Source organism: Kineosporia sp. A_224, assembly GCF_002198655.1.
GTDB lineage: Bacteria > Actinomycetota > Actinomycetes > Actinomycetales > Kineosporiaceae > R-H-3.
The window spans coordinates 1-15,089 of sequence record NZ_MWLN01000070.1 but is presented as its reverse complement, the minus strand read 5'-3'; the positions used below and the strand labels follow the sequence as shown (position 1 = coordinate 15,089).

The following is a 15,089-nucleotide window of genomic DNA, read 5'->3' as shown; positions in this document are numbered from 1 at the left end:
GTCGGGGGCGGGCGGGGGCGGTCAGAGGCGGCGCGCTGGTCGGCGTCCTCTGGCGGCTTCCGCACCGAACGGGCGCGTCCTCTGGCGGGTGGCGCACCCTACGCCCGGTGTCCTCTGGCGCCTCCCGCACACCATGCGGCGCTCCCCCAGAGGTGCAGCACGCGGGCCCCGTCCTGTGGAGCCATAACTACCCCAAACGAACGTTTTGGGGTGCTTTCCTCACCAGAGAACGCGACGCCCGTGCACAAGCCACCAGAGGACGCGACGTAGTCTGCGTCAGACACCAGACAACGCCCGACGTAGCGTGCAGAACGCGCCAGAGGACGCGCCCCGCCGTCGGAGCCCACCCCGCCCGACGCGGAACCAGCCCCGAACCTCAGGCGAGGAGCAGCCGGACGGCGGACTCGACGTCCTCCTGCTGGACGAGCACGAGGTTGGCGGCGTCCCCGAGGGGCACGTAGGAGTCCTCGGCGCAGACCCGGGCGACCCGGCCCTGGAAGCCGGCCTCGAGCACCCCGGTGAGCAGGCCCTCGGAGATCCCGCCGGTGCGCCGGGTCTCGTCGACGACGAGCAGCCGGCCGGTCGCGCGCGCCTCGCGGACGACGTCGTCCACCGGCAGAGGGCGCAGCCAGCGCAGGTCGACGACGCGGACGCCGATCCCCTCGCGCTCGAGGACGGCGGCCGCACGCAGCGACATCCGCAGGCCGTTGCCGAAGGTCGCGATCGTCAGGTCGGTGCCGGTGCCCCACGTCGCGGCACGGCCGATCGGGACGTGCCCCATCCCCCACGTGGACGGCGGCGCGTACGACGCGAGCCAGGCGGCGTCGCCCTCGGCGAACATGTCGCGCTCGTGGTAGAGCGCGATCGGCTCGACGACGACGCTCACGGTGCCGTCGACCTCGGCCGCGGACAGGCAGGTGCGCAGGATCGCCGGGGCGTCGGAGGGGTGCGCCGGGCAGGCGACGACCAGGCCGGGGACGTCGGCGAGCACCCCGAGCCCGTTGTCGTTGTGGAAGTGGCCGCCGAAGCCCTTCTGGTAGGCGAGCCCCTGCACCCGGACGACCATCGGGTTCCGGTAGGCACCCTGGCTGAAGAACTGCATCGTCGCGGCCTCGCCGCGGAGCTGGTCCTCGGCGTTGTGCAGGTAGGCGAGGTACTGGATCTCCGGCACGGGCAGCAGGCCGGACAGGCCCGCGCCGAGCGACATCCCGAGGATCGTCTGCTCGTCGAGGACCGTGTCGACGACCCGGGACGCCCCGAGCCGGCGCTGCAGCCCGCGCGTCACGCCGTAGACCCCGCCCTTGCGGGCGACGTCCTCGCCGAGCACGACGAGGTGCTTGTGCAGGGCGCCCGCGTCGAGCAGGGTCCGGTTGATCGCCTGCGCGAGGGTGAGCCCGCCCTCGTCCTCGGGGAGCCGCTCGCCGAAGGCCGCCTTGCGCTCGACGTCGTCCGCGCTGCGCCCGGCGAGGGCGGCGACCCGGTCCGGGTCCCGCGGCGAGATCGGCGCCATGACCTGCTCGTAGCCGGAGAGCCGGCCCTGTGGCGCGCGGGCCGTCTCGAGGGCGCGGTCGACGTCCTCGGCGACCCGGTCCCGGACGGCGTGCCAGCGTGCGTGCAGCTCCCAGGCCGACAGCACCCCGCTCTCGACGACGGCACGGAACGACACCGCGAGCGGGTCGCGCCCGAGGTCGTCGGCGATCTCGCGCGGCGCGCGGTAGGACGCCTCGACGTCGGAGCCGGCGTGCCCGCCGATCCGGACCGTGCTCAGGTGCAGGAGCACCGGACGGCGCTCGTCCCGGGCGACCCGGACGGCGGTGCGGGCCGCGGCGAGGGTCGCGAGCGGGTCGGTGCCGTCGTCCGCGACGTACTCCAGGCCGGGCCGGGAGCCGAACATCGCCTCGACCCAGCCGGTCGGCGTCCGGGTCGAGATGCCGAGGCCGTTGTCCTCGCAGACGAGCAGCAGCGGCAGCCTGGCCCCCTGGTGGGCCGCCCAGCAGGCGGCGTTGATCGCGCCGGTCGCCGTCGAGTGGTTCGCCGACGCGTCGCCGAAGGTCGCGACCGAGACGGCGTCCTCGGGCCAGGCGAGCGGCGTCCGCAGCCGCTGGGGCAGGCCGGACGCCCGGCCGAGCGCCCAGGCGATGCCCAGCGCGCGCGGCAGGTGGCTGGCGATCGTCGAGGTCATCGGGACGACGGCCAGGTCCGGGTGGCCGAAGACCTTGTGCAGGCCGCCCGCGATCGGCTCGTCGACGGCGGCGGTGAGGCCGAGCGCGACGTCGCTCACGCCGTCCGTGCGGCCGGCCTGCACCGAGCGCGCGAGGTAGAAGGCCCCGGAGCGGTAGTGCAGGAGCGCGGGGTCGGTCGGCCGCAGCGCGAGCGCGACGGCGGCGTTCGCCTCGTGGCCCGCGGAGCCGATCGTGTAGAAGCCCTCGCCGAGCGCGCGCAGCCGGCGGGCCGCGACGTCGAGCCACCGGCTGGCCATCTGCGCGTCGAGCATCGCGAGCAGCGCGGCGGCGTCCTCGGGGTGGGCCTCGTGGAGCAGGCAGGCCGGGGACGACGGCTCGGCGGCCGGGCCCGTGCCGGGACCCGGCCCGGCACCCGCGGGCACGGCACCGGCAGGACCGGACGGCGCACCCGGCGGGCGCGGCGACCCGAGCGCCTCGAGCACCGGCGTGAGGTGCGCGACGAGCTCGGTACCGGCGCCGGGGCCGGCGAGCGTCACGGCGGCAGGGGGGCTCATACGTGGCTGCGGGAACGGGGCAGGGCCGGCGTCCGGAGCGGGGGCGGCGGGGGCGTCAGCGGACGAACGGCTCTGCCCCGGTCTCGCTGACCATGGGGCGACCGGCATCCGCCCACGCTCCCATGCCTCCGTCGACGTTCATCGCGTCGACACCGTTCTGTGACAGCCATGCTACTGCGCGTGAGGAGCGACCGCCGGAACGACAGATGACGTAGACGTCCGCGTCGGCCGGGATCTCCCCCAGGCGCACCGGGACGTCCGCCAGCGGGATGTGCAGGGCGCCCTCGACGTGACCGGCGGCCCACTCGTCGTCCTCGCGGACGTCGACGATGTGCGCACCGGCGGGGACGGCGCTCGCGGCCACGGACGGGACCGACGGGGGGAACATGGGCTGACCTCCACGGACGACGACGCGGCGGCACCTATCCTTCCAGGGTGGTGACGCTCCGGACGGCACGGGGGGCCGTGGTGCCGGCGGCCGTCGTGCTCCTGGCGACGACGCTCGCCGCCTGCTCGGGCCCCGCGACGGTGACGCCGTCCGCCGCGCCGTCGTCCTCGACGACGTCGGCCCCGGCAGCCGCACCGACGTCCGCGAGCTCGTCGGCGCCCACGTCGAAGACCCGCAGCGCGACCCGGACGGCGCGCCAGGACCCCGTCGCGACCCGCACCGTCTACGCCGGGCCGGACCGGACGAGCACGCTCGTGCCCTGGGACGAGCCGACGGCGAAGGTCACCGGCAGCGGCCGGACGCCGTCCGCGGCGGCCGGGTCGGCGAACCTGAAGATCCTGCTCGACGACGGCTTCGGGATCCGTGCGACGTGGACGCTCACGTGCGACCCGGCCGGCGGCTCGCACCCGGCGGCGGCGGTCGCGTGCGGCGTCCTCGGGGCGAACGGCGCGAAGGCCCTGAAGGCGTCGACGTCGACGACGTGCGCCGAGCAGTACGGCGGCCCGCAGAAGGCGCTCGTCACGGGGACCTGGCGCGGCGCACCGGTGAAGAGCCAGTTCACCCTCGAGAACGTCTGCGAGGTCGAGCGCTGGACGGCCATGATCGGTCTCCTGCCGCCGGGCGGGGTCTGACCGGAGATCACGGACGGGTGACGCGACGAGCGTCATAGCGTCGCGGCGGGCCCGACGTGCCATCCTCGTCGGAACCTCGGGACAGGCCGGGTGCGGGGAGGAGGGATCCGTGGCGCACGACGCAGTGGAGCACGTCGAGCAACCCGCACCGGACGCCGGGTCCCCGGCCGCGACCGGCTCGGGCGGCGTCGTCCGGCTGGCCGACGACGTCTACCGGACCCTGCGCGACGACATCCTCATGGGCCGGCTGCGGCCCCGGGACCACCTCGTCGAGGTCGACCTCGCCGAGCGGCTCAACGTGAGCCGGACGCCGATCCGGGAGAGCCTGCAGCGGCTCGCCGCCGACGGGCTCATCGTGAGCCACCGCCGGCGCTGGGTGGTCTACGAGCACACGATCGACGAGATCAAGGACATCTACGAGGTCCGGATGGCGCTCGAGGGCTACGCGGCCCGGCTGGCCTGCCAGCGCGCCACCGACGAGCAGGTCGCCGCGCTGTCGTCGTTCTTCGACGCCCGGCCGCAGGAGCCCGGGCGGGGCAACCCGACGTTCGTCGACTTCAACACGACCTTCCACCAGCTCATCACCGAGGCCGCGAACAACGGGTACTTCCAGCGGCTGGCCGACAGCAACCGGTTCTACTCGTTCAACATCCAGCTCGCCCAGCGGTACGACCTCCAGGACGTCACGGACTCCAACCAGCAGCACCGGGCGATCCTCGACGCGATCGTCGGGCGCGACCCGGACGCCGCCGAACGGGCGGCCCGCGCGCACGTCGAGTTCTCGCTGCGCCTCATCGTCGAACGGCTCACCTGACCCGCACGGCACCGCTGCCGGGGCGCCCGCCGCGCTCCTGTCATCGCCGCAGGTCACAGCCGGGTCACGGGTGTGCTCCGGTGCCTTGAGCGCGGGCGCCGCACGGTGCACACTTCGGTTCTCGGTGGTCGGAGGCCGCCGATGTCTCAGGGGGGTTCGTCGTGGTCATGGACACGGGGGTCGAGCACGGCCGCCAGCCGGACGGGGGTGCCGGGCAGGCATCACCGGACGGCGGGGGCGGACCGGGCCGGGAGAGCACAGGGCGCGACGTCGCGAGGGCGTACCGGCAGCCGCCGATGCCGGTCTACGAGGACGCGCCGACGACCATCCTCGACCTGCGGGCGGTGTTCGCCGAGGCCGGCCCGCAGGACGCGCCGCCGCTCGGGGTCGTCACCGTCGAGCGCGAGCGCCCGGTGCGGGCGGCGCTGGCGTTCATGGGGGTCCTCGGGCTCATCGCGGTCGCCGCAGGCGGTGCCGTCGTCGGCACCGCCGCCGCCGGCAAGGCGCTCTACGAGCGGGTGTCCGGGCCGCCGCAGTGCTCGGCCTCGCAGGTGGCGGCCGGCGCGGCCCTGGAGACCTGGCTGCTCGACGCCGCCCGCCAGGCCGCCGGCGGCGCCGCCGAGGTCGCCCGGACCGGCTGCATGACCGAGGGCATCGTCGTCCCGCCCGAGGGGCAGGCCGTCTCGACGACCGTCGCCGCGGGCAAGCCGACGTCCAAGGTCGTCGCCGCGCTCAAGAGCCGCGACTGCACGTTCGGGCAGGCCAGCCCGAGCGGCGTGCGGACGTGCACCGTCACGGTCGCGAACAAGCTCGCCGCGCTCGAGCTGCGGCCCGCGAAGGACAAGAAGACGACGACGTTCACGGTCACGTACCGCTGAGCCGTGGGTGAGCGGCCCGGTTGACCTCGCCGGGCGGCGGGGCGCTCGGTGGTGTGCGACGGGTGCTCCTGGGGAGTGTGGCGGGCGGCCCTGGTGGCGTGCAGCCGTGGGTGCATGGTTCGCGGTGCCGGAGCGCCCGGATCCATGCACCCATCGCTGCACACCCGTGCAGCCCGCACCGACCGCCCTCACCGGGACAGCGCGGCGACCGCCTCGGCCTCGCTGACGACGTCGGCGTACTTGGCGCCGAGGTCGAAGAGGTTCGCGGCGTGCGGGCGCGGGTCGCGGTCGCCGACGGCGTCCGCGACGACGACCGGGACGAACCCGTGCTGGAGCGCGTCGACGGCGCTGGCCCGGATGCACCCGCTCGTCGTGAGCCCGACGAGGACGACGGTGTCGACGCCCAGCGCGCGCAGGGTCGAGGCGAGGGTCGTCCCGAAGAACGCCGACGCGTACTGCTTCGTCACGACGACCTCGCCCGGCAGCGGCACCAGGGCGGGGGCCGGCTCGGCGAGCGGGCTGCCCTCCTCGAAGACGCGCAGCGCGGGCACCTTCCGCCAGAAGTGGCCCGCGTCCGCGCCGCCGCGGGCGATGACCACCTTGGTGTGGACGACGGGCACCCCGGCCGCCCGGGCGGCCGCGACCACCCGGGCCGCCGAGGCGACGGCCTCCTCGACACCCGCGTAGAGCGGGGACGCGGGGTCGAGGTAGGCCATCGCGACGTCGACGACGAGCACGGCCGGGGCCGACCCGAAGCCGAGCCGCACCCCGAAGCCCGGCTCGGCGTCGCCGGGGTCGGGGTGCGGCTGCGTCATCGGGAGGCTCCCGGTCAGGCCGGCGCGACGACCCGGCGGAACACCGGCGGCTGCGGGGCGGGCAGGCCGGTCTCCTCCAGGCACCGCTCGCGCAGCTCGTCGATCGCCGGGCCGAACTCGAACACCTTCGTGCCGCCGCGCTCGGCGGACAACCGCTCGCGCAGCGCGGACGTCGCCGCCTCGTCGACGCCGCCGTCCCCGGTGAGGACGACTCCGTACCGGGCCGCGCCCTCCGCGGTCACCAGGCCCCGCTTCACCTCGAGGGCGACGAGCGCCGGGTCCCGGGTGTACGGGTCGCCGAAGCCGCCGCCGCCCCACGTCACGTAGTGCAGGACGTCGCCGACGAGGACCTTGACGTTGTCGCACTTGCTCGGGAGCACCTCGCGGCTGCCGTCGGCGCGGTCGAGCCACTTGCGCGAGCGCATCCCGGGCTCGCCGCCGTTGACGCCCCACGGGTAGGTGAACCAGCGGTCGTCGTGGATCGAGATCGTCCCCGGCTCGAGGAACCGGTAGGCGATGTCGACGCCGTTGCCGCCGCGGAAGAACCCCGGACCGCCCGAGTCGGCGACCGTCTCGTACCGCTCGATCCGCAGCGGGAAGTACGCCTCGAGGAACTCGTTGGGCACGTTCGTGAACGAGGGCCACAGCGAGTGCCCGTCGGGGCCGTCGCCGAACGGGCGGCCGGGGATGCCGCCGAAGCCGATCTGGTAGAGCTGGAACCACTCGCCGGTGTCGGTCCGGTTGCCGGAGTACATGAGGTGCGGGGACGACGAGAAGCCGGCCGCGCAGAGGAACTCCGGCTGCCGCTGCCCGAGCAGACCGCCGAGGATGTCGAAGATCCGCCCGAGGCCGTGCGTGCGGCAGGACAGCGCCGCCGGGTAGTCCGGCTTGAGCAGGGTGCCCTGCGGGATCCGGACGTCGACGAGCGGGTAGTAGCCGTCGTTCCACAGGATCTGCGGGTCGAAGACCATGATCATGTAGATCCCGAAGAACATCTTGTAGAGGTTCTCGTTGAGGTAGTAGTTGATCGAGCCCGGTGACTGCGGGTCGGTGCCCGTGAAGTCGAGGACGACCCCGTCACCCTCCCGGTACATCGAGCAGTGGATCTTGTACGGCCCGAAGCCCATCCCGTCGTCGCAGATGTAGTCGGTGAACGTCAGCGTCTCGTCCGCCGGGATCGTCGTCGCGATGAGCTGCTTCATCGCGAGGAAGTTGCGCTGCAGCAACGCGTTGAGCGTCGAGACGTACGTCTCCGGGCCGAACCGGTCGCACAGCTCGACGATCCGGCGGCCCGCCGTGCGGCACGCCGCGACGATCGCGTTGAGGTCGCTGCGGTTCCAGTCCTTCATCCGCACCTGGTTGAGGATGAGGCGGAGCATGTCGTCGTTGAGCTCGCCCTTCTTGTACAGCTTGAAGGGCGGGATGAGGACGCCCTCCTCGAAGATCGAGGTGGCGTCCGTCGGGAGCGAGCCGGGGACCTTGCCGCCGACGTCCGTCATGTGGCCGAACATCGCCGACCAGCCGACGATCCGCCCGGAGTGGAAGATCGGCATGACGACGAGCCAGTCGTTGGCGTGGCTGATCGCGGCGCCGCAGGCGTACGGGTCCGACGTCATGAGGACGTCGCCCTCCTCGACCGTGCCGTCGAAGCCGGCGAGGAAGTCCGGGATCGACAGGCCGAACTGGCCGACGACCATCTTGCCGTCCGGGTCGGCGATGAGCGGGAACTCGTCGTGCTGCTCCCGGATGCCGGGGCTCATCGCCGTCCGGAAGAGGACGGCGTCCATCTCGTAGCGGGCGTTGCGCAGGGCGTTCTCGATGATGTCGACCGTGACGAGGTCGACGTCGACCGCCGCCAGCGGGGTCGTGTTCGTCTCGACGAGCGTGGCCATGGGGTGCTCCTTCCGTTGCGGGGCGCGCGCTCAGGCGGCGTCGAGGGGGCGGATGAGGATCGTGCCGACGGCGTCGACGGTGCCGGCGTGGCCGGGCAGGACGAGCGTCGTCGAGTCCATCTCCGTGACGACCGCGGGGCCGGTCACGACGTTGCCGGCGGCCAGGAGCGCGCGGTCGTAGAGCCCGGCGTCCGCCCAGGCGCCGTCGACGTAGACCCGGGTGTCGCCGACCCGGGCGGCGGACGCGTCGGCGGTGCCCGCGGGCAGCTCCGGTGCGCTCACCGTGGGCGGGCGGCCGGTGACGACGGCCCGCAGGTTGACGAGCTCGTGCTCGGCGTCGAGGGCGAAGGTGAACAGGCGGGTGTGCTCGGTGTCGAACCGGGCGCCGACGGCGGCGAGGCCGCCGTCGCCGAGGGCGGCGGCGTCCACCGGCACCGGCACCTCGAAGCCCTGCCCGTGGTAGCGGACGTCGACCGTGTAGGTCACGGTCTGGTCCTCGCGCGCGACCCCCTCGGCGTCGAGCCGGCCCTGTGCCTCGGCGGCGAGCTCGGCGAGCGCCTCGGCGACCTCGGTGTCGCTCGTCTCGGAGAACCGCCGGATGAACGTGCGCGCGCTCTCGTCGCGCAGGCTCGTCGTCGCGTCGCCGTACGCGCAGAGCACGCCGGGCGACGGCGGCACGATGACCGGCCACGACCCGAGCAGCTTCGCCAACGCGTTGGCGTGCAACGGGCCCGCGCCGCCGAACGCGACGAGCGCGAAGTCGCGCGGGTCGAAGCCCTGCTGCACCGACACCAGGCGCAGCGCCCCGAACATGTTCTCGTTGACGATGTCGACGATGCCCGCGGCGGCGGTCTCGGCGTCCGCGAGACCGATCGCGTCCGCGACGGTCTGGACGGCGGCCCGCGCGGCCTCGACGTCGAGGGTCATCTCGCCGCCGACGAGGCTCGGCGGCAGGTAGCCGAGGACGACGTTCGCGTCGGTGACGGTCGGCGCCTCGCCGCCGCGGCCGTACGCGGCCGGGCCCGGCTCGGCCCCGGCGGACTGCGGGCCGACCCGCAGCGCCTTCGTCAGCTCCGGGACGTGCGCGATCGAGCCGCCGCCGGCGCCGACGGTGCGGACGTCGACGGACGACGCCCGCACGTTGAGCGAGCCGACCGTCGTCTCCCGGCCGATCCGCGGCTGCCCGTCCTGGACGAGCGCGACGTCCGTGCTCGTGCCGCCCATGTCGAACGTCAGCAGGTCCGAGTAGCCGGACTGCCGGGCCACCCAGGACGCGCCGGAGACCCCGCCCGCGGGGCCGGACATGAGCAGCTGCACCGGTGCGGCGGTCGCCGCCCCGACCCCGGCGAGGCCGCCGTCCGAGCGCAGCACGTGGAGCGAACCGCTGATGCCCTTGCCGCGCAGGGCCGCCTCGAGGTTCGTCAGGTAGCGGCCGACCGTCGGGCGGACGTAGGAGTTCGCGACCGTCGTCAGGGTGCGCTCGTACTCGCGGATCTCCGGGAGGATCACGCTCGACAGCGAGATCGGGACGCCGGGGATCTCCTCGGCGACGAGCTCACCGATCCGCTGCTCGTGCGCGGTGTTCGCGAACGAGTTGATGAGCGCGACGGTCACGGCGTCGACGCCTTGGGCCCGCAGGTACTTCAGCTTGGTGCGCAGGTCGTCCTCGTCGAGCGCGGTGACGACCTCGCCACGGGCGTCGACCCGCTCCACGGCCTCGACCGTGTTCTCCAGCGCCGCGAGCGGCTCCGGCTTGGGCCAGATGATCCACGCGGCGAGACCGCCGGGCACGAACGAACGGGCCACCTGGAGGACCTGCTTGTAGCCCTGGGTCACGACGAGGCCGACCGTGGCGCCCTTGCCCTCGAGGACGGCGTTCGTCGCGACCGTCGTCCCGTGCATGACGTGGTCGATCGCCGACGGCTCGATGCCCGCGAGGGAGCAGACCTTGTCGATGCCCACGAGCACCCCGACCGACTGGTCGGCGGGCGTCGAGGGGGTCTTCGCGCGGTGCGTCGCGCCGGTGTCCTCGTCGATGAGGAGCAGGTCGGTGAACGTGCCACCGACGTCCACTCCGAGCCGGTACGTCATGGCTGTTCCTCCAGGGGGCTACGTCTCATGCGGTGGGGTGGGGCCGCGGAACGGTAGGACCTTCTGCGGTGGAACTGTTGCGCTGGAACGCGTTCGGTGGTGCGCAGTGCTCGGACGTGCGGGTCGGGCGGGGTCGGACGTGCGGTCAGACGTGACCGGCGGCGGCGAGCTCGTCGACCTCGCCGTCGGAAAGGCCGAGGATGCCGGTGAGCACCGCGCGGGTGTGCTCGCCGAGGTCGGGGCCGGTCCAGCGGACCGAGCCGGGGGTGCGGGACAGCCGGGGTGCGACGTTCTGCATCGCGAGCTCGCCGAACCGCTTGTCGGGCACCCGGACGATCGAGCCGCGGGCCGCGAAGTGCGGGTCCCGCAGCATGTCCTGCGCCCGGTAGGTGCGCCCCGCAGGCACACCGTGCTCCTCGAGCAGGGCAAGCAGGTCGTCGGCGAGGTAGCCGGCCGACCAGCGGGAGATCCGCTCGTCGAGCTCCTCCTGCGCGCTGCCGCGGGCGCCGTGCGTCGCGTACCGCTCGTCGTCCGCGAGCTCCGGCTCGCCCATCGCCGCCGCGAGCCGGCGGAAGACGGTGTCCTGGTTGGCCGCGACGAGGACCGTCTGGCCGTCCTTCGTCGGGTAGACGTTGGACGGCGCAACGTTCGGCAGGATCGCGCCCGTGCGCTCGCGCTGGTAGCCGGCGACCTGCCACTCGGTGACGAGGCTCTCCATCATCGCGAGGACCGCCTCGTAGATCGCCGCGTCGACGACCTGGCCGCGCCCGGACCGCTCCCGCTCGGTGAGCGCGGCGAGGGTGCCGATGCACGCGTACGTCGCGGCGAGCGAGTCACCGAGCGAGATCCCGGCCCGGGACGGCGGCCGGTCGGCGTCACCGGTGACGTACCGGATGCCGCCCATCGCCTCGCCGATCGAGCCGTACCCGGCCCGCGGCGAGTAGGGACCGGACTGGCCGAAGCCGGTGACCCGGGTGAGGACGAGCCGCGGGTTGACCTCGGCGAGCGCCTCGTACCCGAGGTTCCAGCGCTCGAGGGTGCCGGGCCGGAAGTTCTCGACGACGACGTCGCTCGTCGCGACGAGCCGGCGGACGAGGTCCTGGCCCTGCGGCGTCCGCAGGTTCACCGTGACGGACTTCTTGTTCCGCGCGACGACCGGCCACCACAGCGACTGGCCGTGCGGCTTCTCCCGGCCCCACTGGCGCATCGGGTCGCCGACGCCGGGCGGCTCGATCTTGAGCACCTCGGCGCCGAGGTCGCCGAGGAGCTGGCCGCAGAACGGGCCGGCGAGCAGCGAGCCCATCTCGACGACGCGGATCCCGGCGAGCGGGCCGTCGCCCGGCTGCGCCGCCGGCATCGCGGAGGCGTCACGCGCGGCGTCCGGCGTTCCGTCGTCCGTCACGATGCCTGCCCTTCGGGGTCGGTGGCCGCGGTGCCGGTCGCGCCGTCCCGGTGCGAGGCGAGGAGGACGGCGCGCGCGGCGAGCACGTGCGAGCGCATGACCGACTCCGCCCAGGCGCCGTCCCCGGCCCGCAGCGCGTCGACGATCTCGTGGTGGTGGGCGTGGCTGCGGGCCAGCGCGGCCGGGGTGTACCGGTGGTAGGTGCGCATGACGAGTGGCAGCTGGACGAGCCCGGCGAGGGTCGCCGCGAGCCGGTCGCTGCCGGCCGCGCCGACGATGACGGCGTGGAAGCGAGCGTTGAGCGCGGCGAGGTCGGCGAAGTCGCCCGGTGGCCGGTGGCCGAGGCTCGGGTCGACAGTGACCATCTCGGCGGCGAGCGCCGCGAGCTCGTCCACGACCTCCGCGGTGACCTGGCCGGCGGCCCGCCGCGCGCCGAGGCCCTCGAGGACGGCGCGCAGCTCGTAGGTCTCCTCGAGATCCTGCGCCGTCCACGTCCGGACCCGGGCGCCGCGGTTCGGCAGCACCTCGACGAGGCCCTCGGAGCCGAGCCGGCGCAGCGCCTCGCGGACCGGCGTCCGGGAGGTCCCGAGGTCGGCCGCGACCTCGATCTCGCCGAGCCGGTCCCCGAAGCCGTAGCGGCCGTCGAGGATGCCCGCGCGCAGCGCCGTGTAGACCCGGTCGGACGCCTGCGACACGACACCTCCCCGAGGTGGGCGGGCTGGATTGCATGCAATCTAGGTCGCCGGTTCTGCCCAGACAAGACGTCGGAGCACAGAACTTCAGGGACTCATGGCGATTGCATGCAGAGTGCCGACAGCCTCAGGCGTCGCGCAGCCAGCGCGTCGTCGACGGCCAGTAGGTCTCGGCGAGGCCGACGACGGCGACGAGCGCCCAGAACACCGCGAGGCGCTGCAGCGCCGGCACCCCCGAGGTGGCGGCGGAGCCGAGGAGCGCGACCGGCAGCACGTGCAGCGCGGCGCTCAGCGGCTGGAGCGCCCGGGCCCGGCGGCGGACGGCGCGCAGCGTGAGCACCCCGAGCACGACGAGCGCCGCCGCGACGACGGCGGCGAGCGCGGAGAGCAGCGCGGCGACGTCCCCGAGGCCGCCCTGGTCGCGCGCGGAGAACCCGATCCCGGCCGAGGCGACGGCGAGCACCGTGACGAGGGCGAGGAGCACCGTCTCGACGACGACGAGGACGGTGAGCCCGCGGACGGCGGCCGGCCGGGGGGCGCACAGCGTCGTCAGCCATCGCATCAGCCATCGCATCAGCCATGCCCTCGAGNTGCGATGCTCGAGGGCATGGCTGATGCGATGGCTGATGCGATGGCTGACGACGCTGTGCGCCCCCCGGCCGGCCGGCCGGTCGAGATCGTCGAGGTCGGGCCGCGCGACGGGCTGCAGAACGAGGCGACCCTGCTGCCGACCGCGGCGAAGGTCGAGCTGATCCGGCGCTCCCTCGCGGCGGGCGTCCGGCGGGTCGAGGCGACGAGCTTCGTGCACCCCCGGCTCGTGCCGCAGATGGCCGACGCCGAGGCCGTCATGGCCGCCGTCCGGGCCCCCGGGTTCCTCGACCGGGCCGCCGAGGAGGCCGGGCAGGAGATCGCGCCGGACGACGTCCGCTACATCGGCCTCGTGCTCAACCCGCGCGGCCTGACCCGGGCGCTCGACGCCGGCGTCGACGAGGTGAACGTCGTCGTCGTCGCGAGCGACACCTTCTCCCGCCGCAACCAGAACGCCGGCGTCGAGGAGATGCTCGACGCCGCCGACGAGATCGCCGCGCAGGCCCGCAAGGCCGGGGTCGGCGTGAGCGTCGTCATCTCGACGGCGTTCGGCTGCCCGTTCGAGGGCGAGATCGACCCGGACGCCGTCCTCGCGATGGCACGTCGCAGCCTCGCCGCCGGCTACGACGAGCTCGCGATCGCGGACACGATCGGGGTCGGTGTCCCGGCCCAGGTCCGTGCCCTCGTCGAGGGCATCCGCGCGATGGACGGCCGCACCCCGGACGGCGACCCGGTGCGGCTGCGCGCGCACTTCCACAACACCCGCAACACCGGCTACGCGAACGCGCTCGCCGCTGTCGAGGCCGGCGTCGAGGTGCTCGACTCCTCGGCCGGCGGCATCGGCGGCTGCCCGTTCGCACCCGCCGCGACCGGCAACATCGCGACCGAGGACCTGCTGTACCTCCTGCACCGCAGCGGGTTCACGACCGGCGTCGACCTCGGGGCGATGGCCCGCACGGGCACCTGGGTCTGCGGCGAGCTCGGCAAGGAGACACCCGCGCTGCTCGGCCGGGCCGGCACCTTCCCGCCGGCCTGACCGCCGTCCCCGCGCTCAGGTGAGGTCGCGCCGGCGGAACAGCCAGCCACCGACGCCGAGCAGGAGCAGGGCGACGGCGCCGATGACGAGGCCGCCGTGCAGGTTCGAGATGTTCTTCTCGGTGAACTCGACGATCTGGCCGGACCCCGAGTCGACGGCCTTGCCCGGCACGGCGATCGTCACGCCGCCCTTGACGACGAGCGCGCCGGCGTTCGTCGTGAGCAGCCACTCCCGCCACCCCGGGCGGACGGCGCCGACGGCGTTCTCGACGACCGCGAAGTAGACGAACCCGACGCCGAGCGCGGCCCCGGTCGAGCGGATGAGGTGCGCGACCCCCATCCCGAGGAGCGCGGTGAGGACGGCGAGCAGCACCGTGCGGCCGCCGAGCGCGACGACGTCGCCCCAGAAGCCCTTCGGCAGCGGGCCCGTGGACCCCCGGGTCGAGGCGATCGCCCACGCCGAACCGGCCCACGCCAGCTGGGCGAGGACCGCGACGACGGCGGCGACCGCGACGAGCACGGCCGTCTTCGCCGCGAGCACCCGCAGCCGGCGCGTCTCCCAGAACAGCAGCGCCATCATCGTGCGGGCCGACCACTCCGCGCCGATCCACGTCGCGCCGACGACGAAGAGCAGCGCGGCGACGGCGATGCCGACGGCGAGCGCGCCGGGCTGCAGGTAGTCGGCGAGCGCGAAGGGCTGCTTGGGGAGGAAGTCCTCCACGCGAAGGTCCGACCCGGTCGTGGCCGGGCCGCACCACTCCTCGGCCGTCGTCCCCTCGCCGGCCTCGGGCGGCACCGGCGTGGCCAGGCACTGGGTGCGGTAGGCGTTCTGGTCGGCCACGATCCGCGCGATCTCGGCGCGCGCCTGCGCCCGGACGTCGTCCGTCGTCCGGGCGAACTGGGTGATGCCGACGAGCGGCACGACGACGACGTACCCGACGACGGCGAGGCCGAGCAGCCAGCGGATGAACCGGCGGGCCGAGAAGCGGTGCGCCTCCGCGAGGAGCAGCGCGGGCAGCCCGCCCGTCGCGCCGTGGCCCGCGTCGGCGGCGCCGTCGCCGTGGG

At 74.3% G+C, this 15,089-nt stretch carries 12 protein-coding genes; 4 read left to right on the top strand and 8 right to left on the bottom strand.

The genetic code is table 11. From position 1 onward, the window contains the following. Window positions 1-376: 376 nt before the first annotated feature. Both EDJALFJO_RS05825 and EDJALFJO_RS05820 read right to left on the bottom strand, forming a co-directional pair. Window positions 377-2,737, bottom strand: a complete 2,361-nt coding sequence (locus EDJALFJO_RS05825) for a thiamine pyrophosphate-dependent enzyme (RefSeq protein ID WP_088283133.1) — start codon at window positions 2,735-2,737, stop codon at window positions 377-379. A gap of 55 nt (window positions 2,738-2,792) precedes the next feature. After that, window positions 2,793-3,125, bottom strand: coding sequence for a rhodanese-like domain-containing protein (locus tag EDJALFJO_RS05820; RefSeq protein ID WP_088283131.1), 333 nt, complete (start codon window positions 3,123-3,125; stop codon window positions 2,793-2,795). Window positions 3,126-3,172: 47 nt separating this feature from the next. Between EDJALFJO_RS05820 and EDJALFJO_RS05815 the strand changes: the two genes are divergently transcribed. The 3 genes from EDJALFJO_RS05815 to EDJALFJO_RS05805 all read left to right on the top strand — a co-directional run bounded on the left by EDJALFJO_RS05815 (window position 3,173) and on the right by EDJALFJO_RS05805 (window position 5,509). After that, entirely contained in the window at window positions 3,173-3,817 is a 645-nt protein-coding gene (locus EDJALFJO_RS05815; protein WP_088283129.1) for an SSI family serine proteinase inhibitor, read from the top strand. 109 nt (window positions 3,818-3,926) lie between these two features. Continuing rightward, window positions 3,927-4,631 carry a GntR family transcriptional regulator gene (locus EDJALFJO_RS05810; protein WP_143448313.1) on the top strand — a complete coding sequence of 235 codons (705 nt, stop codon included), beginning with the start codon at window positions 3,927-3,929 and terminating at the stop codon, window positions 4,629-4,631. A gap of 167 nt (window positions 4,632-4,798) precedes the next feature. Beyond that, window positions 4,799-5,509: a hypothetical protein gene (locus EDJALFJO_RS05805; RefSeq protein WP_233149703.1), complete on the top strand. Its 711-nt coding sequence runs from the start codon at window positions 4,799-4,801 to the stop codon at window positions 5,507-5,509. 188 nt (window positions 5,510-5,697) lie between these two features. Here EDJALFJO_RS05805 and EDJALFJO_RS05800 read toward each other — a convergent pair whose 3' ends face one another. From EDJALFJO_RS05800 to EDJALFJO_RS35370, 5 genes are all read right to left on the bottom strand, one after another. Then, the gene (locus tag EDJALFJO_RS05800; protein WP_088283123.1) at window positions 5,698-6,324 is read right to left on the bottom strand and encodes an isochorismatase family protein; all 627 of its coding nucleotides are present in this window, start codon (window positions 6,322-6,324) and stop codon (window positions 5,698-5,700) included. Window positions 6,325-6,338: 14 nt separating this feature from the next. After that, window positions 6,339-8,216: a hydantoinase B/oxoprolinase family protein gene (locus tag EDJALFJO_RS05795; protein WP_088283121.1), complete on the bottom strand. Its 1,878-nt coding sequence runs from the start codon at window positions 8,214-8,216 to the stop codon at window positions 6,339-6,341. 30 nt (window positions 8,217-8,246) lie between these two features. Continuing rightward, window positions 8,247-10,307 carry a hydantoinase/oxoprolinase family protein gene (locus EDJALFJO_RS05790; protein ID WP_088283119.1) on the bottom strand — a complete coding sequence of 687 codons (2,061 nt, stop codon included), beginning with the start codon at window positions 10,305-10,307 and terminating at the stop codon, window positions 8,247-8,249. A 145-nt stretch (window positions 10,308-10,452) separates the two neighbouring features. After that, window positions 10,453-11,664 (bottom strand): CoA transferase, encoded by a 1,212-nt coding sequence (locus tag EDJALFJO_RS05785; protein ID WP_088283135.1) that lies wholly within the window; start codon window positions 11,662-11,664, stop codon window positions 10,453-10,455. Between the two features lie 41 nt (window positions 11,665-11,705). Further along, window positions 11,706-12,404: a GntR family transcriptional regulator gene (locus EDJALFJO_RS35370; protein ID WP_088283117.1), complete on the bottom strand. Its 699-nt coding sequence runs from the start codon at window positions 12,402-12,404 to the stop codon at window positions 11,706-11,708. Between the two features lie 628 nt (window positions 12,405-13,032). Between EDJALFJO_RS35370 and EDJALFJO_RS36280 the strand changes: the two genes are divergently transcribed. Continuing rightward, a complete protein-coding gene (locus EDJALFJO_RS36280; protein ID WP_088283114.1) occupies window positions 13,033-14,025 on the top strand; it encodes a hydroxymethylglutaryl-CoA lyase in 993 nt (330 codons plus the stop codon). Between the two features lie 15 nt (window positions 14,026-14,040). Here the strand turns inward: EDJALFJO_RS36280 and EDJALFJO_RS05765 are convergent. Next, window positions 14,041-15,089: ABC transporter permease subunit (locus tag EDJALFJO_RS05765; RefSeq protein WP_088283111.1), on the bottom strand; the 1,049-nt coding region annotated here is incomplete at its 5' end.